The organism is Pseudomonas sp. A39 (assembly GCF_058145955.1).
Genome location: NZ_JBYVMD010000006.1, coordinates 206143 through 225985 on the forward strand (window position 1 = coordinate 206143; position 19843 = coordinate 225985).

General features: G+C 56.9%; 18 protein-coding genes and 1 tRNA gene. 4 read left to right on the forward strand and 15 right to left on the reverse strand.

Annotated elements, in window-relative coordinates; all coding sequences use genetic code 11:
- Window positions 1–20: 20 nt before the first annotated feature.
- Together AC3ZU9_RS07055 and AC3ZU9_RS07060 are read right to left on the reverse strand one after the other, a co-directional pair.
- A complete protein-coding gene (locus tag AC3ZU9_RS07055) occupies window positions 21–773 on the reverse strand; it encodes an ABC transporter substrate-binding protein (protein ID WP_064054119.1) in 753 nt (250 codons plus the stop codon).
- Window positions 774–786: 13 nt separating this feature from the next.
- Window positions 787–1560: an ABC transporter ATP-binding protein gene (locus AC3ZU9_RS07060; protein WP_012721734.1), complete on the reverse strand. Its 774-nt coding sequence runs from the start codon at window positions 1558–1560 to the stop codon at window positions 787–789.
- A 554-nt stretch (window positions 1561–2114) separates the two neighbouring features.
- Here AC3ZU9_RS07060 and gabP point away from each other — a divergent pair.
- A complete protein-coding gene (gabP, locus tag AC3ZU9_RS07065; RefSeq protein WP_046034626.1) occupies window positions 2115–3506 on the forward strand; it encodes a GABA permease in 1392 nt (463 codons plus the stop codon).
- Between the two features lie 118 nt (window positions 3507–3624).
- Here the strand turns inward: gabP and AC3ZU9_RS07070 are convergent, their stop codons facing one another.
- On the reverse strand, window positions 3625–4038 hold the full coding sequence (locus tag AC3ZU9_RS07070) for a hypothetical protein (protein WP_122810884.1): 414 nt from the start codon (window positions 4036–4038) through the stop codon (window positions 3625–3627).
- A gap of 3 nt (window positions 4039–4041) precedes the next feature.
- Entirely contained in the window at window positions 4042–4995 is a 954-nt protein-coding gene (locus AC3ZU9_RS07075; RefSeq protein ID WP_012721737.1) for an alpha/beta hydrolase family protein, read from the reverse strand.
- 173 nt (window positions 4996–5168) lie between these two features.
- Here AC3ZU9_RS07075 and AC3ZU9_RS07080 point away from each other — a divergent pair, with 173 nt between their 5' ends.
- From AC3ZU9_RS07080 to AC3ZU9_RS07090, 3 genes are all read left to right on the forward strand, one after another.
- The gene (locus AC3ZU9_RS07080) at window positions 5169–6134 is read left to right on the forward strand and encodes an arsenic resistance protein (RefSeq protein WP_490090481.1); all 966 of its coding nucleotides are present in this window, start codon (window positions 5169–5171) and stop codon (window positions 6132–6134) included.
- A gap of 87 nt (window positions 6135–6221) precedes the next feature.
- The gene (locus AC3ZU9_RS07085; protein ID WP_490090482.1) at window positions 6222–7814 is read left to right on the forward strand and encodes an ArnT family glycosyltransferase; all 1593 of its coding nucleotides are present in this window, start codon (window positions 6222–6224) and stop codon (window positions 7812–7814) included.
- Between the two features lie 89 nt (window positions 7815–7903).
- Window positions 7904–8179 carry a hypothetical protein gene (locus tag AC3ZU9_RS07090; protein ID WP_012721740.1) on the forward strand — a complete coding sequence of 92 codons (276 nt, stop codon included), beginning with the start codon at window positions 7904–7906 and terminating at the stop codon, window positions 8177–8179.
- A gap of 103 nt (window positions 8180–8282) precedes the next feature.
- Here the strand turns inward: AC3ZU9_RS07090 and AC3ZU9_RS07095 are convergent, their stop codons facing one another.
- From AC3ZU9_RS07095 to AC3ZU9_RS07145, 11 genes are all read right to left on the reverse strand, one after another.
- Window positions 8283–8684 (reverse strand): GtrA family protein, encoded by a 402-nt coding sequence (locus tag AC3ZU9_RS07095; protein WP_093542935.1) that lies wholly within the window; start codon window positions 8682–8684, stop codon window positions 8283–8285.
- A complete protein-coding gene (locus AC3ZU9_RS07100) occupies window positions 8678–9967 on the reverse strand; it encodes an NAD(P)/FAD-dependent oxidoreductase (protein ID WP_490090483.1) in 1290 nt (429 codons plus the stop codon). The genes AC3ZU9_RS07095 and AC3ZU9_RS07100 overlap by 7 nt, the downstream gene beginning before the upstream one ends.
- A 2-nt stretch (window positions 9968–9969) precedes the next feature.
- Window positions 9970–10911 (reverse strand): NAD-dependent epimerase/dehydratase family protein, encoded by a 942-nt coding sequence (locus AC3ZU9_RS07105; protein WP_093542931.1) that lies wholly within the window; start codon window positions 10909–10911, stop codon window positions 9970–9972.
- A complete protein-coding gene (locus AC3ZU9_RS07110) occupies window positions 10908–12104 on the reverse strand; it encodes a hypothetical protein (RefSeq protein ID WP_490090484.1) in 1197 nt (398 codons plus the stop codon). The genes AC3ZU9_RS07105 and AC3ZU9_RS07110 overlap by 4 nt, the downstream gene beginning before the upstream one ends.
- A gap of 77 nt (window positions 12105–12181) precedes the next feature.
- Window positions 12182–12922 (reverse strand): SDR family oxidoreductase, encoded by a 741-nt coding sequence (locus AC3ZU9_RS07115; protein WP_093542927.1) that lies wholly within the window; start codon window positions 12920–12922, stop codon window positions 12182–12184.
- Window positions 12919–14232 carry an FAD-binding oxidoreductase gene (locus AC3ZU9_RS07120; protein WP_093542925.1) on the reverse strand — a complete coding sequence of 438 codons (1314 nt, stop codon included), beginning with the start codon at window positions 14230–14232 and terminating at the stop codon, window positions 12919–12921. Before AC3ZU9_RS07120 ends, AC3ZU9_RS07115 begins: the two co-directional genes overlap by 4 nt.
- Complete coding sequence (locus AC3ZU9_RS07125) at window positions 14229–15662, reverse strand: UbiA family prenyltransferase (RefSeq protein ID WP_093542923.1); 1434 nt, start codon at window positions 15660–15662, stop codon at window positions 14229–14231. The genes AC3ZU9_RS07120 and AC3ZU9_RS07125 overlap by 4 nt, the downstream gene beginning before the upstream one ends.
- Window positions 15663–16104: 442 nt before the next feature.
- Window positions 16105–16180 (reverse strand) — tRNA-Phe (locus AC3ZU9_RS07130).
- Window positions 16181–16283: 103 nt separating this feature from the next.
- On the reverse strand, window positions 16284–16556 hold the full coding sequence (locus tag AC3ZU9_RS07135; RefSeq protein ID WP_012721742.1) for an oxidative damage protection protein: 273 nt from the start codon (window positions 16554–16556) through the stop codon (window positions 16284–16286).
- Entirely contained in the window at window positions 16553–17620 is a 1068-nt protein-coding gene (mutY, locus tag AC3ZU9_RS07140; protein WP_012721743.1) for an A/G-specific adenine glycosylase, read from the reverse strand. The genes AC3ZU9_RS07135 and mutY overlap by 4 nt, the downstream gene beginning before the upstream one ends.
- The gene (locus tag AC3ZU9_RS07145) at window positions 17617–19827 is read right to left on the reverse strand and encodes an AsmA family protein (protein WP_046034632.1); all 2211 of its coding nucleotides are present in this window, start codon (window positions 19825–19827) and stop codon (window positions 17617–17619) included. Before AC3ZU9_RS07145 ends, mutY begins: the two co-directional genes overlap by 4 nt.
- Window positions 19828–19843 lie beyond the last annotated feature (16 nt).

Consider the following 19843-nt stretch of genomic DNA (forward strand, 5'->3'; position numbering starts at 1 on the left):
CGTCGGGCATACCGTTCAGATCATTCGATGCTGAAAGGGAAGTACTTGTCGTTGATCTTCTTGTAGGTGCCGTCCGCCTTGATCTCTGCCAGGGCTTTGTTCAGGCGCTCGCGCAGTGGGTCGCCCTTGCGTACAGCGATGCCGATCTTGTCGCTTTCGACCACCGGGTCGCCTTTGAACTCGTAGGCGGAACCGTCTTTGCTCTTGAGCCATTCGTACTGCACGTACTTGTCGGCGAGGATGCCGTCGAGACGACCGGAGGTCAGGTCGAGGTAGGCGTTTTCCTGGGTGTCATAAAGCTTGGCTTCGGTGTCAGGCAGCTTGTCTTCCAGATAGGTGCCGGCCAAGGTCGCACGCTGTGCACCGATGACCTTGCCTTTCAAGTAAGCCGCGTCAGTCTTGAAATCGGCGGTGGCTTTCGGCGCGATGAACTGCAGCTTGTTGGAGTAGTACGGGTCGGTGAAGTCGACGGCTTGCTTGCGCTCATCGGTGATCGACAGCGAGGACACCAGGAAGTCGAATTTCTTGGCGTTCAGGGCCGGGATGATGCCGTCCCAGTCGGACACATACACTTCGCACTTTTCGATTTTCATCTTGGCGCACAGGGCGTCGCCGATGTCTTTGTCGAAGCCCACGACGTTGCCGCTGGCGTCTTTGTTGTTGAACGGCGGGTAGGCCGCTTCAATCCCCATTTTCAAGGTTTCTGCCATGGCCGTGGCGCTGAACGCCATCGAGACGGCCGCGGCCAGAAGGAATTTTTTATAGTTCTGCATGCATGTTGCTCCGTTAGCGGTTGCTGGACATGAATTGTTTGCAGCGCGCCGAAAGCGGGTTTTCAAACACCTGCTGTGGCGATCCTTGCTCTTCGACCAGGCCTTGGTGCAGGAACACCACTTCACTGGACACCTGGCGGGCGAAGCCCATTTCATGGGTGACCAGCAGCATGGTGCGGCCTTCTTCGGCCAGCGCGCGGATCACATTAAGTACTTCCTGAACCATTTCCGGGTCAAGGGCCGAAGTGGGCTCGTCAAACAGGATGACTTTAGGCTGCATCGCCAGGGTGCGCGCGATGGCCGCCCGTTGTTGCTGGCCGCCGGACAATTGCGCCGGGTAAGCATGGCGCTTGTCGGCGATGCCGACCTTGTCCAGCAGGGCTTCGGCCACTTCGATGGCCTCGGCCTTGCTTTGGCCGAGCACGCGGCGAGGGGCCTCGATGATGTTGTCGAGGATGCTCATGTGCGGCCACAGGTTAAAGTTTTGAAACACAAAACCGATTTCGCTGCGCAGGCGGTTGATCTGCTTGCCGTCGGCGGCCATCAGCTCGCCGTTTTTCGCGGCCTTGAGCTTGAGTTCTTCGCCGGCCACCAGGATCTGGCCCTGGTGCGGGTTTTCCAGCAGGTTGATGCAGCGCAGGAAGGTGGACTTGCCGGAACCGGAGGAACCCAGGATCGAGATCACATCGCCGTCGCGAGCGGTGAGCGAGATACCTTTGAGTACCTCCAGCTCACCATAGCGTTTATGCAAGTTGCGGATTTCAAGCGCGGGCGTGGCCTCGGCCATGTGGGGTCCTCATTGTGTTCATTGCGATCTTCGCTGTTGGGCCGCCTTCCTGGCGAGGCGCCAAGCTAGCATAGCGTCTTGATAGCAGCCAACAGCGTGGCTTGGGGTAAACAGGTGGTGTGCGGCAGGGTGTCGCATCGGCACAGCAGCGTGTCGCGCCATCAACAACCGAACAACCGTTTGAACCCGAAAAATCGCGGGCTTCGCGTAAAAAGGGCGCGATGGTGCCAGCTTTGGCCGGGTGTTGGAAGGGTTAACCGGGCAAACGGTGCGTATCAGCCCTTTTGTGGGGCGTCACGTACTTTTTGTGTGTGTTTATGGTGCGTTTATTCGTCTTGAATGTGAGTCGCACGGTAACGCTATAGCGGAATGCCATTGTTCTCAATGACTTGCGATGGTTGTTGAATCGTCCTGCAGCCCGCGTCAATCGTGGCCCTGTAACATTTTGGCGCAAATATTGCGTAAAAAATAAAGAACGCCCCGTTGGTTTCTTTTCACGAGAAAGATCCCGGGCCGGGCCGACCGTTTTCGCAATTCCTCGTAAAGGTGTGTCAATGAGTAGTACGCAAAGCTCCAATGACCTCGAACAGGGGCTCAAACCGCGTCACGTCACCATGCTCTCGATTGCCGGCGTCATCGGTGCCGGTCTGTTTGTCGGCTCCGGCCACGCGATTGCCGCCGCCGGCCCGGCGGTACTGCTGGCGTATGCCGCTGCGGGCACACTGGTGGTATTGGTGATGCGCATGCTGGCAGAAATGGCCGTCGCGTCGCCTGACACCGGTTCGTTCTCCACTTACGCCGACCGCGCAATCGGTCATTGGGCCGGGTTTACGATCGGTTGGTTGTACTGGTGGTTCTGGGTGCTGGTGATTCCGTTGGAAGCCAACGCTGCCGCGACCATCCTGCACGCCTGGTTCCCGGATGTGGCCATTTGGGCCTTTACCCTGATCATCACCTTGCTGCTGACGGCCACCAATCTATTCAGCGTGAAGAACTACGGCGAGTTCGAGTTCTGGTTTGCGTTGATCAAGGTCGTGGCGATCGTGGGCTTTGTGATCCTTGGCCTGGCCGCGATTTTCGGCTTCCTGCCGACCAGCCAGGTCAGTGGTGTTTCGCACCTGTTCGACACCCAGGGCTTTATGCCAAATGGCATGGGCGCCGTTCTGGCTGCGATCCTCACCACCATGTTCTCGTTCATGGGCACCGAGATCGTCACCATCGCCGCCGCTGAATCGAAGAACCCAGGCCAGCAGATCACCAAGGCCACCAACTCGGTGATCTGGCGGATTGGTTTGTTCTACCTGCTGTCGATCTTCATCGTGGTGTCCCTGGTCCCTTGGAACGATCCGACCTTGGCGGCCGTAGGTTCCTACCAGACCGTGCTGGAGCGCATGGGTATTCCGAACGCCAAGCTGATCGTCGACCTGGTGGTGCTGGTTGCCGTAACCAGCTGCTTGAACTCGGCGCTGTACACCGCTTCGCGCATGCTGTTCTCCCTGGGCCGTCGCGGTGATGCACCGGCCGTGGCCAAGCGCACCAACAAGAGCGGCACGCCTTATTGGGCAGTGTTGTTGTCCACCGGCGCCGCGTTCCTGGCGGTATTCGCCAACTACGTGGCTCCGGCGGCCGTGTTCGAGTTCCTGCTGGCCAGTTCCGGCGCCATCGCGTTGCTGGTGTACTTGGTGATTGCGGTGTCGCAACTGCGCATGCGCCAGAAGCGCACGGCGGCGGGCGAGAAGATCGTCTTCAAGATGTGGCTGTTCCCAGGCCTGACTTACGCGGTGATGGTGTTCATCGTGGGTACGCTGACCATCATGCTGTTCCAGGAAGCGCACCGGGTCGAGATCATCGCGACCGGCGTGCTGAGTTTGCTGGTGGTGGCGGCGGGACTGTTTGTATCAAGCCGTCGCAAGGCGCAGAGGGTTGGCGCTGCGGTGTTGAACTGACGAAATGCTGTAAAAAATGTGGGAGGGGGCTTGCCCCCGATTGCGGTGTGTCAGCGTCAGATGTGCTGGCTGATCTACCCCAATCGGGGGCAAGCCCCCTCCCACATTTGGTTTTGTATCAGGCTTGGGCGTTGGTGAGTGCTTGGGACGCGGCAACATAATCCGCTTGGAACTCTGGCGACTCGATCCACGCCAGCGCGGCGGCTTCATCGTCGGTGTCCGTGGCCCACTGCCGATACTCGATCAGTGCCGCAAGAATGAAGTCGGTGGCTTCCTCCTCGCCTTCCTGTTCCAGCACCAGCGCCAGCAACGGATGAGCCAGGAACACGGCACACAATGCCTGCTGGCTGATCTCGCCTGCGGTGCGCATCTCCACGAACAGCTCGGTCAAATCCACTGACTCAAGGTCGATGCGGCTGTCATCGCCGGCAAACGCGTCCGGCTTGGTCGCGACAGCGCGTTGGGTACGGTTTTGCTTGGCCTTGGCCTTTGCCCGGTGGGCGCGTTTTTGCTGCTTGTTCGGCGAGGCCATGGCTCAACGTCCTGGAATGCTGGATCTGGGTGGGGTATTGAAGCGCAGGTTGGCAGAAATCCCAAGGGTATCCGCCGTTAATTGCCCGTTTTGAAGCCATTCCAGTGCAATCGGCCACAACCGATCCTGATACTCGCTGCGAAAAAAGGCGAAATGTCCGACTTCCTTTTCGCCGATGTCTTCAGGGGCGATGCGCAGATGTGTGCGCTCACTGCTGTCGAAGTAACCCAGTAGCCGCTCGATGGCCGCGACTGTCCCGAACGGATCATCGGTCATGCTGATGGCCAGTATCTGCGCGTTTACACGACTGAAAGGCAGCTCACCCAACGCTCGTCCACTGGGGCGCGTTTCATACCTGGGCGTCAGCGTGCTCCAGTCCCGCACCACGCCCGCCGGCGTGTCTTCCAGCCAGCCCAGGCGCTTGCCGGGGAAGTGCCCGCACAGCGCCGTCACCAGCGGCATCACCACATGCCACTTGGCAAACATCCGCCAACGCACGCTCGCCGCATAGTCGCGCCAGTACGCAAACTGCGCACCGACTGTCACCATCCGCCGAATGACCGCGCCCGACGCGCCGAGCCCTGCCGCGCAGCCGCCAAAACTGTGGCCGACGACGTCAATCGGCTGCCCTGGAAACTCCCGCTGCGCTCGCTGCAGCATCGCCTCGAAATCCAGCACGCCCCAATCCGACCACGAGGCGTTGAACCCCCGCAACGACCCGCTGCGAGATTCGCCGATGCCACGGTAGTCGTAGGTGATGACGTCGAAGCCGTTGGCGAACAGGTAGTCGGCGAAGCGGGCGTAGTGGCGGCAGCGCACGGAGGTGGCGGCGTTGATGATGACGACCGGGCGTTCGACGTCGGTGCGCAGGTGGCGCCAGGTGAAGCCGCCCAGGGAGTAGCCGTCGGTGGCGGGTTCGTGGAACGCTAGCGGGGTGGGGCGGGTTGGAAGGTTCATGGCGCCACTGGGTCCTTACGCCTTGGGTGAGGGCATGCAGGCTCACGCGTTTTTATAAGATGTCGAACTTAACAAATTCCGTGCACCGTTATCGCGGAGATTGTCAGGGTGCTCGACCTTGCCACCTCGTATGCTTAGGCTGACCACCTTTCGATCCATCTGAGCCAGCCTTCATGTCCCGCGACAGCCTCGAACACAACCAGATCCCGGTCTACTTCGCAGCCGTGCTGCTGGCCGCCGTTCTCGGCCTGCTCGCCCCCTCATTTGCCCACAGCCTCAGCGCACTGGTCACGCCCACGATCGCGGTGCTGATGTATGCGATGTTCCTGCAAATCCCGTTTCTGGACCTGCGTCAAAGCTGGGGCAACAAGCGCTTCCTGTCGGCATTGCTGCTGGCCAACTTTATTCTCGTTCCGTTACTGGTGTGGGCATTGACCCAAAGCCTCGTGGGCCGTCCGGCGTTGCTCGTGGGCGCTTTGCTGGTGTTGCTGACGCCCTGCGTCGACTACGTGGTGGTGTTTACCCACATCGGTAAGGGGGATTCGCGGTTGATGCTGGCGGCTACGCCGGTGCTGTTGCTGCTGCAGTTGGCGCTGTTGCCGATCTATCTGGGCCTGATGCTCGGCGCGCAATCCGAGGGTGTGGTCGAGGCGCGGCCGTTTATCGAGGCGTTCCTCTTGTTGATCGTGGTGCCGATGCTGCTGGCAGTGGTCACGACTGCGCTGGCGCGGCGATCACCGATTGCCAGTGTCTGGAACAGCGCCTGGGCGTGGCTGCCGGTGCCGGCGATGGCGCTGGTGTTGTTTGTGGTGGTCGGCTCGCAAATCACCTCTGTGGTGCGGGATATCAACCTGTTGCTGCCGGTGATTCCGGTGTACATCGGCTTCGTGTTGCTGGCGCCGCTGATGGGGGCACTGGCGTCGCGGCTGTTTGCGCTTCCTGCGGTAACGGCGCGGGCGGTGACGTTCAGCGCGTCGACACGTAACTCGCTGGTGGTACTGCCCTTGGCATTGGCTTTGCCCGAGGATGTGCGCGGGTTGGCGGCGACGGCGGTGGTCCTGCAAACCCTGGTCGAGCTCATTGGGGAGTTGATTTACGTTCGGTTGATCCCGCAGTGGATATGGCCCGCAGGTCGGTAAACGCGGGAATGTTCAGGTCTGTTCAGGCGCTATTCAGCAGGGCGGTCTGCACCATAAGTCGGCGTCCCTTACCTGACAGGTCAACCGATGGATCACCGCAGCCGTTTTCGCCTGGAATCACTGGGCATTTTTGTGTTCGCCCTATTGCTGTTCACCTTGGGAATCTGGGATCAGCAGCCCCAAGGATTTGACGGCCGCTGGGCGCTGTTCCTGCAAGAAATGTTTCGCCATGGTGCGAGTCTTTTCCCGACCACCTACGGGCAGCCTTACGCGGATTACCCCGGCACCGCGACCTTCTTCAGCTGGGTGTTTGCCCGACTGTTGGGGGCGCCCAACCATTTGGCGAATGTGCTGCCCACCGCCCTGGCGTCCGCTGGGGTGGTGGCCGTGATCTATCGCTTGCTGGTTCCGGCGAATCGCCAGTGGGCGCTGCTCACGGTGTTGTTGACCTTGCTCACCACCCAACTGCTCGAAAAATCCCGCTCGGTGTGCCTGGACCAGATGGTGGCGTTGCTCTGTGTCGGCAGTTTCTACCTGCTGCACAGCGGTGGTCGCTGGAGGCGGCTTGCGGTATTCCCTCTGTTCATTCTGGGCTTCGCGATACGTGGGCCGTTGGGCTTGATCGAGGTCTGCGGTGTGGTGTGCGTGTATTGGGCGCTGGGCAAGCCTGGAGAGCGTGTGAAGCAGGTGCTGATCCACGGCAGCGTCGGCCTGGTGCTGTTGGCAGCCTGTTGGTGGTTGTTGATGAAGTTGGCGCGCATCAGCGGGGGTGACGCATTTGCCGATGAGGTGTTCAAGATGCAGGTGGGCGGGCGTCTCGATGAAATCGGCGAGCCGTTCTATTTCTATTTCCAGCTGAGCTTGTACCGCTACTTCCCGGTGGTGCCGTTGGCGCTGGCCACAATGATTGCCCTGCGTCACCGCTGGCCCGAGCGGTTCGAGGGCACTCTGCACTTGGTGGCGCGGCTCGGCGCCTGCGGCTTGATGATCCTGCTCGGGCTGTCGGTGCCGCACTTCAAGCGCGCCTATTACATCCTGCCCATGGTGCCGATGTTTGCGGCTGTCGCAGCCTATGGGCTGCTGCAGGCGCAAGGGTGGCTCGCGGGCGTGCGCCGATGCTACGAAGGGCTTGTCGCGGCGCTGCCGGCGTTGTGCGTGGTGGTGGTCTTTGTCTGTCGGCATGCCTGGCAGAAGCATGGCTATTGGCCAAACGTTTCGTTGCCGTTGCTGATCGGCGTGCTGGTGGTGCTGCAAGTGGCGGCGCTGGTCGCCTGGCGTCGGATTGGCCGTTTGGTTTGGCTCAGCCTGATTGCATTGGCGGCGCAATGGCTGCTGTTGGTGGCGGTGGTGGAGCCGGCCAAGGATCTGCAATTCGATACCCGGCAGTTTGTTGGCCAGGTAGAGGCGCTGCGTGCCGAGCAGCCGGGTCCGCTGGTGTTTATCAACCTGGGTCGGGACACTTGGGCGGTGCGCTACATGATGAACCTGGATCACGACGAGCAACCGGTATTTATCGGCAGTAAAGCGCTTGAGCAACTGGGGGACTTGCCCCGACCGGCCTGGGTGATAGTGGCGCGTAAGGAAACTGAGCTGCTGTACGGAACGCCTCTGGAGCATCTGGCTCCAAGCTTTGAAGGGCGGTTGAACGACAACCCGCTGATGGTGTTTTTGCTGAAATGAATCAGCCACTTGCTGTATGTTCGGCCAGCTGAGTGACCGACTGGTCATTCAGTTGTGCTGTTTTTTCGCGTTGTCGTACTGGAAGCATCATGGATATGACGAAAAAGGACGTTAAGCGGCCTGACGGTGGCCACGTGATCGGCCGCTCCCGATTTGGCCGGTTGAGCATTTGCTTCGACGGTGGCTGCAGCTACCCGGCGATGATCAACGTGTTGAGGGCTGTCTTCAAGCGCTACGGGCGATTGGTGCGCTTTGGGGAGAGGCTGTCGGCGCAGGGTTGGATTGATCGGGTCGAGGCGCGGGGGTTTCAGATTTCCGATCAGGAGCGGGTGGCGGTGTTTACGTTGATGTGGGATCGGGGGTGATTGGCGATCCACGGTTATCTTTGATCGATTCTATAAAACACGGGTATCAAAAAACCCGCATCAAGCGGGTTTTATGTGTTTCATTGGCAGGCTATGTCAGTCATTACTTGAATGACCAGTGCTTATGGCCAAGATAACTGGTGAACACGGGGACGATGACACCCACGGCGTGAGATATCTCTTTGACGAAGTGTGTGACGCCTAATGCAGGTAATACGGAATAGGCAAGGAAAAGGCTAATAGCTAAAGTCTGTATAATCGCAACCACGTTGACCAGTATGAAATACATAATGGAGTGTCGAACTGCCTGGGTGCTTTGCGTGAAGACAAATAGCCGGGACAGCAGGAAGGCCGTTATCATCCCTGTTATGTAGGCCGCTACGACGGATGCTGAAAAGCTTATCCAATAGCTATAAAGGATTCGCGAGCCAAAGTTTACGCCTGCGGCAAAGCCGCCAACCAATAAAAACATCAAGAATTGCTTTGATCTAAATTCGCTTAGCACGCGCTAGCATCCTTGGCCAATTGTCTACCGAAACCAATACTTTCGGAGATTCCCCGGTCTTCAGGATAGTAGTAGGAGGTGTCTGCAACCCATAGCCCTCGAACCGGCAATGCTGCCGGGGGTAGATGTTCCAAGTAACCCGGATCGCATATGGGTTGTGCATGACGATAACGGCTCGCACGAATGTCAATAAAATCGTCAGCCGTGAGTGTTGGGTTGATTTTTCGTAGGTATTGACGAACCTTTGCAATAAAAACTTCGTCTGGATCAGAAAACTTTTGGTGTTCGCCAGGCATGTAGAACGGAACATAGATTATAGGTTGATCCAGTGGGCGGAGGTTTGAGTACTCGACCAGCCCTGGAATATCCATTTCTGGATCATTTGTGTTCAGCCAGAAGTTTTCGGTGAGTGCCTTGCGCAACTTTACAATTACACAAACGACGGCGATATTTTTGAGTGCGCGGAATTTTTCGTGTATCTCGATGGGTAGACCGGGCATGATCTGCGGCACATAGGGTAGCGGAATGGTGCTTATCACCTTATCGAAGGCGTGCTGTACTCCAGCGATTTCAACGCTATTAACCTGGCCATCGCTAATGTGTACGCAATCGACCTTTGCACCCAGGCGGACCTCGCCGCCAAGCGACTCGATTTCCGCTTTCATGGCTTGTAACAGCGTAGTTGAGCCGCCCTCGAGGTAGCCCAGCTTTTCTCGGAACAGACTGTATCGAGAGCGGCCAATCCGACGAATTCGACTCCATATCCATGCGGCCGACAGTCCGCTTGCATAGTTGTAGAATTTGTAGTCAAACAGGCGACGCCACAAGACTTCCCAAGCTTCCTCGCCGACCCAGCGACGAATCCATCCTGATGCTTCAACGTTATCCAATGGAGTCCAGTCGCTTCGTTTCGTACACAGGAACGCGTGTAGACCATAACGAATCTTGGCGATCAATCCGAGGCCGCGAAACTTCAGTAAGGCAACGGGGTTGCCCCAAGGCTGTAGACGATTTTGGTACCAATAACCCATTTTGGTTTCGACCCAGCGCATTTTTCCGGCAATACCCAGCTCATCCAACATTGCCAGAAACGCGTGGTCTGAAGTGCAATGAAAGTGGTAGTAACGTTCGATTTCCAAGCCGCCGAAGTCAAAACATGCCGTCATCCCGCCGACACGATCGTCCGCCTCAAACAAAATTGGCGTATGCCCATCCTTTGCCAGTTGGTAGGCCACAGCAAGGCCCATGGGGCCTGCGCCTAGTACGGCAATGCGTTGTCCCATGCTCAAAACTCCAGTTCTACCTTGCTATAAATCGGATGATTGAATGTTTCGTCCACAGCTTGAGAGAATGGAGTATAAGAAACATTGAATAGTGTCGGCCAATCGATAATTTCAAATTCGTCTTTTGCACTTAATGCCGCGAGCTGCTGCGTGGTAAAGGGAGGGTTTTTATCAAAGAGCCCCCAGACCCAAAGCAACCCATAAAAAAGTGTATAGGGAATGCGCGCGATGATTGTATTGACTTTTGTAGCTCGCTTGATTTCGCGAATGATATCAATATAGTCAACTTTTTCGTGCCCCGAGATATTAAATATTCCGGTGGCTGAAGGCGACTCCAGGCAGCTGATTATAATAGTGCAGAAATCCCCGACATATAAAGGTTGTCTCATATAACGCCCGTGGCCGGGTATGGGGAATACGGGGACCTTTTTCATGAAACGAGACAGCCAGCCAAGATGCTTTCGGTCAAACCACCCAAACATCAACGTAGGGCGCAGTATCGGGCAGGGGATACCGCTCTCTAGTACCATCTCCTCCTGCGTTTTCTTGGTTTGTGTGTAAAAGTCATCGGCCACCGACACGACGACTGAAGAGCTGATGTGTACGAGATGTGGGATGTTATTGATTTTTATCTGCTCAAGAATGAGCCGCGTGGAATCTATGTTGTTACGCACAAATTCCTGAAAATCGTTTCCGCCAATCTGGGCTTGAAGCATGACAACCGCGTCGGCGCCGGAGAAGTGCTGTTGCCAGTCGCCCGCCACCGCCAAGTCGGCGTAGATAGCGTTGATCGTTGGCTGGATTTTTTTAAGCGTAGCAAGATTTGCCCGATGTTTATCAAGCACTACTATATGAGTGTAGCCCTTCGCTATCAGCCTGGCTATTAGATTCTGGCCCACTAAACCTGCCCCGCCTGGCAGTACGATTTTACTGTTCAAGTTCATTTTTTAAAACCAAGGCTCAGGAATTTAAAGACGAAAGAAAGGCACAAAATATAAATGATCCAATCTACGGACTCGTCAAAGCAATAAAGGGCGATCCGCGCCTGTGTATAGTCATTCAGGTATCTCGCAAAAAAGAGATACCAGAATGATAGTAGTAGCGCCGTAATAAAGATCTTTGTGCAGAGGCGAGCGGTGCTGCTTGAGAATAATTTTAATGAGGAGACGAGTGTCGGAACCGTCAGCATCAGGAAGATTAACCGGTAGTCCCAGTTGTTCCCGATAAAAAAGGTTCCGATATAAATGAGTGCGCCAGCAAGAAAAAAACCTTTGCCTTCCAAGGCGTTGAGTTCTTCTGAGTTGCTCAGCAGCAGTTTTTTACTGATGAAATATGCGCACGCTGTTGCGACCAGGAATAACGTGTTGATGACGATATCAACATAGATTGAGAACTCTGCCGGAATATTACCCTTCATGCGGTTTGCGAAAACGCTTCTACCGTAGGAGATGTCCCCGGCTCGGGGTGTGGAGTTGCTTATCAGGATCAAGTCCTGATAAGTGAAAGCAAAGTACGCCAGGCAGGCAAGTGTCGAGATGACAAAAATTCTGATCAGGTTCTTTTTTGTTGATGCCATGACAATGATAGGCAGGCAGAAAAGAGGAAATATCTTCAAGACAGTTGAAGCAATCAGAATTATTGCGGTGAGCAGTGGTCGTTTATTTACATAAACAGCAGCGACCGTGACCATCAGGAAAATTAATAAGTCAATATTTCCTCTTTCGACACCCAGCATAGCTGCAGGTGAGAGCGCACAGCAGGTAATCAGGAAATGGGTAAGAGTATTTCGACTCACCTTTAGTAGAAGGAAAACGGCCACCAAATAACAGGCCAGCATTAAATAGCCGATCAATATTGTATGGCTTTGGTTGAGGCCAAAGTAAAAAAGAGTGTGCCAGATCCTTGGATAGTTCATCGGATTTTTCGACCACATCATCGGATTACTGACCAAGGGATCGAACCCTTGGTAGTAAGACTCTGCGCCAGCAGTGATGACTCGGGAGTCATTAAAGATAGGTTTGACTATTTGGACCCCTAACGCAGACCAGAGATCGTCATAATAAAAAAAGCAAAGGAAAGTGAACGCTAATATGAATATAAAAAACAAGGTTGAGTTGATTTTTTTTGGATGATTCATGTTTAAAATGCTGCCCTGTCGAAAGCCCGCCTGAAGAGGAAAAGACTGGTTGTTAAGGTGGCTGTTGAATCAGTAAATTACAGATTGGTTTTTTTGAATACGAACTGTGGAACCAGCTTTATTATCAGCATGATTGCTTTCCAGAAGCCTGGGGTATACAGGACGTTCGTTTTGTTTTCGATGCCCTTGACGATGCGCTTTGCTATCTGCTCGGGCTTGACGACCAGTTGGGCGGGCAGTGGCAGGCCTTGGGTCATGGGAGTATCTACAAAGCCTGGTTTGATATCGATCACGTGTACACCAACCTTATACAGGCGAGCACGCAGGCCCTCACAGAAAGTCGATACCGCCGCCTTGGCTGTGCCATACAGATAATTGGAAGGGCGCCCACGGTCGCCGGCAACCGAGGAGATCACTGCAAGTGTCCCGCAATGCTGGGTCTCGAATTGTTTCGCCAGCAGCGTGAGGAGGCTGATGACCGAAGTGCCGTTGATTGCGAACTCGCTGAGGGCTGTTTCGACGTCTTGTTCGCAGGCCCGCTGATTCGGCAGTGTCCCATGGGCGATCAGAGCAATGTCGATCTGCTGCAAGGCCGCACGACACTGCTCCACCATCTCAGCATGGCCAGAGAAATCAGTGACATCCATGGTGTAGGAAGTAACCACTTTGGCTCCGCGCGCCAGTAGATCGCTGCGTGTCTGTTCAAGCTTTTCGCTATTGCGGGCTACCAGGAAAAACTCGGCGCCTTGCTCCGCCCAGAGGCGTGCACAGGCTGTGGCAATAGCGGAGGTTGCACCAACGATCAAAACTCGTTTCATGTGATAACTCGTTTCCAAAAGCAGGACATCAAAGTGGGATCGCGCAGGGCTTCAAGCTTTTCCCACGCTGGGTAGGCCTGGCGGAAATCGACGCCACTCATGTGGGCATCCTTGGCGGGGTAGAGCCGGCCACCAGCCTTGCGGACTATGTCGTCCAGGCGAACGAACAGTGCTGCAAGGCTGGCCTTCTGTGGGAAGTCTAAAGCCAGTGAGGTGCCAGGCAGCGGGAACGACATTAGGCCGGGTGAGGCAATGTTCCCGCAACGTTTAAGCACGGCGAGAAACGAACCCTGGCCTGACTCGGCGATGACCCTCAGAAGCTCCTTGGTTGCCGCTTCGGCGGCGGCATCAGGAATCACGCATTGGTATTGTTGAAATCCTTTGCGGCCGTAGATTCGATTCCAGTGCAGAAGGCCATCCAATGGATAAAAAAAGGTGTCGTAACTGCTGCGCTTGAACGTGTGCTGGAGGGGATGGCTGCGCCAATAGGCCTCATTGAAAGCACGTAGGGACAGGTTGTTGATCAGGGAGATCGGGGGCGTCAGCGGGACTTCGCGCTTGGCGCGGGCATCCACCTCCAGTGAACCGTACGGCGCGTGATCACCGACGATGAACACGCCGCGTCCGGCATTCACACCTTTGGCCAGGCAGTCTATCCAGGCGACACTGTACTCATGTTGATGGTCCAGTTCAGCGGATAGGGTGAAGAACTCCGCCAGGTTGCTAAAGCGCACCACGCTGCTATCGATCTGGCTGCTACGGATGGGCATCAGCTGGATTTCTGACCACGCGATTATTCCGGTCAGGCCCAGGCCGCCGATGGTTGCGGCGTATAGATCGGGATTTTCATCAGGAGAGCAGTTCAGCATGCCTTGACCCTGACGTATCAAGCCAAAGCACCGAACATGATTGCCGAAGGTTCCGCGCACATGGTGATTTTTGCCGTGTACATCGTTGGCAATAGCTCCGCCCAGGGTGACGAACTGAGTGCCGGGCGTGACAGAGAGGAACCAACCATGGGGAATCGCAAGGGTGAGAATTTCCGCCAGTGTTACCCCGGCTTCAGCTTGTACGATCCCCCGCTGCCAATCGACATGAATAAAGCGGTCCAGGCTACGCATATGCAGTGCTTGGCTGCTCGCGGCAAGGCAGCTATCGCCATAGCTGCGCCCGTTGCCGTAAGGCAGGGTGCTGCCATGAGTGTTGGCCAGCTCTGTGAGCAGGCTCGGGAGTTCGCTTTGCCAGTGGCAGGAGTGCGCGGTTTGTGGTGCGTCGGGGTACCGTCCCCAGGAGTACAGGGGGGCGCTCATGCTGCAATCCAGAATACGAGACCGAAAAGCGTACCGACGATCAGACTGACACGATCCCTAATTGCAAAAACAACCGGATCATCATGCATTTGTCCGCGGTGAGTGAGCATCCACACTCGTGTTATCCAGAACAACAGCAAGGGGCAGGATATCCAGATCAGTTGTGGGTGAGCATATAGCCCGCTGTCTGACTGGTCATGGATATACAGTGCCAGCACCATCACTGCGAGGTATCCGGAGGCGGCGCCCAGCGATGAAATCATTTCAAGATCCGAAGGGTAATAACCGCGTCCTCGCGTTTTTCCGGTGCGCCCCTTGTGTCGCGCTTCATGCAGCTCTGCATAGCGCTTGACCAGTGCCAGGCTAAGGAACATGAACATGGAGAACGCCAGCATCCAGAAGGTCAGGGCGAGGCTGAATGCTGCCGCGCCAGCTATCAGGCGAATGGTGTACAGGTTAGCCAAGGCTATAACGTCAATTGCCATGTGCCGTTTCAGCGACAACGAATAGGCAAGAGTTAAGACGTAGTAGGCCAAGAGTGTTGCAGCGAACTGCCAGGGCAGCAACAGTGCGGCGCCGGAAAATGCACCAATCAGTAACAGCGGGAAGGTCACCAGCCCCGATTTTATCGATAAGCGTCCGGATGCAAATGGGCGCTTGCGCTTGGTTGCGTGGTGGCGATCGTCGGCTAGATCCAGTAGATCGTTAAGCAGATAGACGCTGGAGGCGCATAACCCAAACAGCATAAACGCAAGTACACCCTGCCAGAGCAGCATGAAATTGGTGAGCTGGTGGGCTGCCAGCAGCGGAACAAAGATCAATAGATTTTTCATCCATTGGTGCAGGCGTAAAGCTTTCAGCCAGTCTTTAACTCCCCCGGGATTTGAGTGAATGACTTGTTCGACATTACCCTGGGCTTTTGCGCGACGCTCTACGCCGCTTTCTGGATTGATAACGTAGGCCTTGCGAGCTTTGGACCAAACCGAAAGGTCGTCATTGGAGTTGCCTACGTAGTCGAAACCCTGCTCGCCGTAATGTTCGACCAATAAGTCGCGCTTGCGATGGGAGGACAGGTTTCGTTCACCGTCAGAGGCCAACACTTGGTCAAACAGTTGCAAGTGCTCGGCAATGCGTTCGGCCAGGGTGTAATGACTGGCAGTGGCCAACACGATTCGTCGCCCACTGCTACGTTCACGCTTGATCAGCGCAATGACCTCGGGGTCATAGGGCAATACGCTGATATCCATATTTGTTGCGCAGGCCAGCCCTTCCTTCAGGGTTGCTTTGCCCTTGACCAGCCACCCGAAGGGTTTGAACAGTTTTAATGGCTGAAGTCGTACGTAGGCCATGCCAGTTTCCAGAAGCAAATCGGAACGTAGCAGCGTGCCATCGAGATCGACCACTAAGGGGAGGGGCGAAAAGGCGGTCAAAAGAGCTCTTCCCTAATGGCTGGCCAAATAGAGCTGTGCCAGCGAAATGAATCCAAGGTAACAATGGTGGGTGTTATCACGAGGTATGCAGGTGTCCAGTGGGGGGAGTTGCATGCCCGACATAGCATTTGTGGCGCTATGCTTGCTTTCCTTGCCTGCATTTCGTGTTTGTATCGCCGAGCTCTGATCGTGGTGATGCCAATCAGTCGCCGAGGTAGGAGGCGAGCGTAGGAAATTTCCTAGCGGCGGAATCATATCACTCCATAAGGGTCACCTGAACCCAGACGTGATATGCAGAGCGTTCTTAGGAGTGGCTTGGGTCTTAATTACGAATAGGTTCGTAACGCGTGGGCTCGACTTTTCTGCAGACAACAAAAAGCCCGCACTGGGCGGGCTTCTTGAATGCTTTCACGTGATGTTCACACCACCTGAAAGCTGAAGGTGGTGCCCAGAGACGGAATCGAACCGCCGACACGGGGATTTTCAATCCCCTGCTCTACCGACTGAGCTATCTGGGCAACGGGGCGCATTAAACGGGTTTTTCAGGGGGTCGTCAAGCAAGTTTTCAAAAAATATTTAATTATTACCGTCGCTTACGTGCCGACCCTGGTTTTTGATCAATTATTGAGCAGGCGGCACGTAGCCGTCGGCCTTGGCGTATTCCTCGCCGGAAAAGAACTTGTCCATCTCGCCCGCCAGGTATTTACGATCTTCGGCGTTCATCATGTTCAGGCGTTTTTCGTTGATGAGCAGGGTCTGGTGTTTCAGCCAGTCGCCCCAGGCTTTAGCGGAGACGTGATCGAAAATGTCCTGGCCCTTGGCGCCCGGATACGGAGGGCGTTCCAGGCCTGGCAATTCTTCTTTGTACTTGCGGCAGATAATGGTGCGGGTCATGACGAAACTCCTGCGTTCAATACGTCGGCCGCGCGCTTCAGCAGTTTTTTCACCGGGGCGGCAAGGCCCAGGCGCGGCGGGGTGGCGAGGTTATACCAGAGCCAGTCGGCCTCGGCCACGTGATGGGCGGATTCCTCGACCTGGACCAGCCAGGGTTCGATGGCGAGCTGGAAGTGGCTGAAGGTGTGGATCAGCCCCGGCAGTTCCTGTGGCTTGCCCAGTTCCAGCGCGTGCTGGTTGGCCAGGTGTTCGAGGTCTTGCAGGTCGTCCAGCTCGGGCAAACTCCACAGGCCGCCCCACAGGCCCGTGGAAGGGCGACGGTAAAGCAGGATCGCGCCCTCGGCATTGGCCAGCAGCGGCATCAGCGTGCGCTTCTGCGGGATGGTCTTGCGCGGCTTGGGGATCGGGTAGCGTGTCTCCAGGCCGAGCATGTGGGCTTCGCAGCCTTTTTCCAGCGGGCACAGTAGGCAGCTGGGTTTGCTGCGGGTGCAGAGGGTGGCGCCCATGTCCATCATTGCTTGGGTGTAGGCATTGACGCGATCATGCGGCGTGAAGCGTTCTGCGGTGGCCCACAGCTGCTTGGCCACCTTGGGTTCGCCGGGGTAGCCCTCTTGTGCGGTAAAACGTGCCAGTACGCGTTTGACGTTGCCGTCGAGGATCGGCGCACGCAGTCCCATGCTCAGGCTGGCGATCGCGCCGGCGGTGGACAGGCCGATGCCCGGCAGTTCGGTCAGCTTTTCGACGTCCCTGGGAAACTCACCACCGTACTCGGCCACGACAATCTTCGCGGTCTTTTGCAGGTTGCGCGCCCGGGTGTAGTAACCCAGGCCGGTCCACAGGTGCAGCACTTCGTCTTCCGGCGCGGCGGCCAGGGCTTCGACCGTCGGCAGCGAGGCCATGAATCGGTCGAAGTAATTGAGCACGGTGCTCACCTGGGTCTGCTGCAGCATGATCTCCGAGACCCACACCCGATAAGGCGTGATGCCCTGTTGCCAGGGCAGGTCATGGCGGCCGTGGCGGTCGTACCAATCGAGTACGGCCTCTGAAAACTGCTCGTTTCTCATCGCTTGAACAGGCCCTTCAAAGCGTCTTTAAGTTGCGGGTTCACCTTGTCGAGCTTCTCTTCCAGCTTGTCGCTGAGCTTGTTGCCGGCCGCCTTGATGGCGACCTGGGTCAAGCCGTCCTTGTCCAGGCGGCACGCCTTGGCGCCCAGTTCCAGCGGGCCACGGCAGCGCAGCGGCACTTCGATGCCCTGGAAGTTGGCGCCGACCTGGCAGGCGGGGTCCGGCGTTTCACGCTGGTCGCCTTCGACGATGATGCCGACGCGGTAATCCATGCCCAAAACACGCAGGTCGACGTCGCCATTACCGTTGACGGTCAGGCCTGGGATGCGCACTTTCAGGTCGGGGTTGCTGGCGACCCCGTTGCGGAAGGTCAGGTTGCCCTTCAGCTCCTGGAACGGCGTGTCCTTGCCTTGCGGCGTGCTGCTCAAGGTCTTGCGGTTGAGCAAGGCGATGCCGGTGCACAGTTGCTGCTCAAGGTTGGCATTGAGCAGCACACCGTTGTTGATCACAAAACTGGCGGTGCCGTTGAGGCTGTCGATCAAGGCTTTCTGGCTGTTGCCACGGCCCGTGAGGTTGCTGTCGAGGGTGATCTGGCCCTTTACCGGCGGGGTTTGCCCCTGGGCTTGCAGGATGCGTTCGACCGGTACTTGCTTGATCCGGCTCTGCAGCGCCAGCACGGGAATGTCCTGGCGCACATCAAGGTTGCCGTTGGCCTGGAAGCTACCGTTGTAGAGACCGCCACTCAAGGTGTCGAGCTTGAGCTGGCCATCAAGGCCGGAGGCTTTGAGCACCGCATTCTGGATCGGCAACTTGCTCAGGGTCAGTTGGCCGAACGCAAGGTCGGCGTCCACGTCCAGCGTGCGCAGGCGGGTCAATGGCAATAGTTTGTCGGTGCTCCAGGCGCCTTTGGTCGGAGCGTCGGGCAGCGGCGTGGTGCCGCCGGCGGCCATGGCCCCGGCTTCGCTGTTCTGTACTTCGGCCTGGCGTGCGGCCGCCGCACCCTTGGCCGATTCAGACTTGGCCGGCAGGTAGTTGTCGGCGTTGAAGGTGTCGCCCTTGAGCTGAACGCGCAGGGATTGCTTGGCGAAATCCTCCACGGCGACGCGACCGGTGAAGGTGCTGCCGTCGAGTTTCAGGTTCAGGTCTTCCAGGGCCACGCTGGTCGGCGTGCCCTTGAGGCGGCTGACCAGCTCGACCTTGCTCAGGCTGCCGTCGGCCATCGGCGGCAATGGGTGGCCGACGCTGTCGAGGAACTTGGCCAGGTCAAACTGGGCGATCGACAGGGCGCCGCTGAGCTGCGGAGTCTTGTCCAGGTCGTTGACCTTCAGTTCGCCCAACGCGCGCAGTTGGTTGGCCGACAGCTTCATGTTGGTCCATTCGGCGATATTGGCCGCCTGGTCCACCAGCAGCTGGCCCTGGGTGGAGAACGTCACGGTCTTGCCCTGCAGCGGCTCGCCCGTGGCTTCGCCGGTGATCTTCATGTCTTCGAGCTGATAGCGCTTGAGTGCCCGCTGGATCCGCAGGTTGCCGTTGAGCTCGGTCTTGACGCGCATCACCGGCTGGTTGCTGCCGAAGAAGGCGGTGAGTTTCACCGGGATGCTGGCGCCTTCGTGCACCGCACCGGCGCTCAGTTGAATGCTTTCGGCGCTGAACTGTTTGCCGGTCTGCTCATCGTTGTATTCAACGCGGGCGTTGTTGATGGTCAGGCTGTCGATGTCCAGGCGGATGGGTTTTGCCGGCTTTTCCGGTTCGGATTCGACAGGCTGCTCAACCGAGCCAGGGCTGCCGACGCTCGCCTCAGTCACGTTCTTGCCGATGTCTTCCCAGTTGCCATGACCTTGCTTGTCACGGTTGAGGCGCAGGTTCAGGCCTTCGACACGCACGTCGCTCATCTGCACTTCGCGGCGCAGCAACGGCAGTACGCGCACCGAGAGGCCGAGCATTTGCAGGTCGGCGAACGGTTGGGTCGGCGCGGTCAGGGTTGCCACGCTGGCTTCGTGCAGTTCAAGGCCGAGCCACGGGAACAGGCTCCAGCCGATATCGCCATTGAGCGTCAGCTCGATGTGGGCCTTGTCGCGGGCAATCTGGCGAATCTCGTCTTTATAGTCGTTGGGATCGAAGAGATGGGTCAGGGCAAAACCCAGAGCCACAATGATCAGCAACAGCCCGAGAAGTACCAGACCCAGGATTTTGCCGAACGCTTTCATGGGCGAGTCCTTGTAT

Excerpts from the sequence above, each read along its gene's own strand:
- AC3ZU9_RS07090 (WP_012721740.1), top strand. The coding sequence starts at position 7,904 with ATGGATATGACGAAAAAGGACGTTAAGCGGCCTGACGGTGGCCACGTG.
- AC3ZU9_RS07135 (WP_012721742.1), bottom strand. The coding sequence starts at position 16,556 with ATGACCCGCACCATTATCTGCCGCAAGTACAAAGAAGAATTGCCAGGC.
- AC3ZU9_RS07085 (WP_490090482.1), top strand. The coding sequence starts at position 6,222 with ATGGATCACCGCAGCCGTTTTCGCCTGGAATCACTGGGCATTTTTGTG.
- AC3ZU9_RS07100 (WP_490090483.1), bottom strand. The coding sequence starts at position 9,967 with ATGGGACAACGCATTGCCGTACTAGGCGCAGGCCCCATGGGCCTTGCT.
- AC3ZU9_RS07060 (WP_012721734.1), bottom strand. The coding sequence starts at position 1,560 with ATGGCCGAGGCCACGCCCGCGCTTGAAATCCGCAACTTGCATAAACGC.
- gabP (WP_046034626.1), top strand. The coding sequence starts at position 2,115 with ATGAGTAGTACGCAAAGCTCCAATGACCTCGAACAGGGGCTCAAACCG.
- AC3ZU9_RS07145 (WP_046034632.1), bottom strand. The coding sequence starts at position 19,827 with ATGAAAGCGTTCGGCAAAATCCTGGGTCTGGTACTTCTCGGGCTGTTG.
- AC3ZU9_RS07115 (WP_093542927.1), bottom strand. The coding sequence starts at position 12,922 with ATGAAACGAGTTTTGATCGTTGGTGCAACCTCCGCTATTGCCACAGCC.
- AC3ZU9_RS07075 (WP_012721737.1), bottom strand. The coding sequence starts at position 4,995 with ATGAACCTTCCAACCCGCCCCACCCCGCTAGCGTTCCACGAACCCGCC.
- AC3ZU9_RS07080 (WP_490090481.1), top strand. The coding sequence starts at position 5,169 with ATGTCCCGCGACAGCCTCGAACACAACCAGATCCCGGTCTACTTCGCA.
- mutY (WP_012721743.1), bottom strand. The coding sequence starts at position 17,620 with ATGAGAAACGAGCAGTTTTCAGAGGCCGTACTCGATTGGTACGACCGC.
- AC3ZU9_RS07110 (WP_490090484.1), bottom strand. The coding sequence starts at position 12,104 with ATGAATCATCCAAAAAAAATCAACTCAACCTTGTTTTTTATATTCATA.
- AC3ZU9_RS07070 (WP_122810884.1), bottom strand. The coding sequence starts at position 4,038 with ATGGCCTCGCCGAACAAGCAGCAAAAACGCGCCCACCGGGCAAAGGCC.
- AC3ZU9_RS07105 (WP_093542931.1), bottom strand. The coding sequence starts at position 10,911 with ATGAACTTGAACAGTAAAATCGTACTGCCAGGCGGGGCAGGTTTAGTG.
- AC3ZU9_RS07055 (WP_064054119.1), bottom strand. The coding sequence starts at position 773 with ATGCAGAACTATAAAAAATTCCTTCTGGCCGCGGCCGTCTCGATGGCG.
- AC3ZU9_RS07120 (WP_093542925.1), bottom strand. The coding sequence starts at position 14,232 with ATGAGCGCCCCCCTGTACTCCTGGGGACGGTACCCCGACGCACCACAA.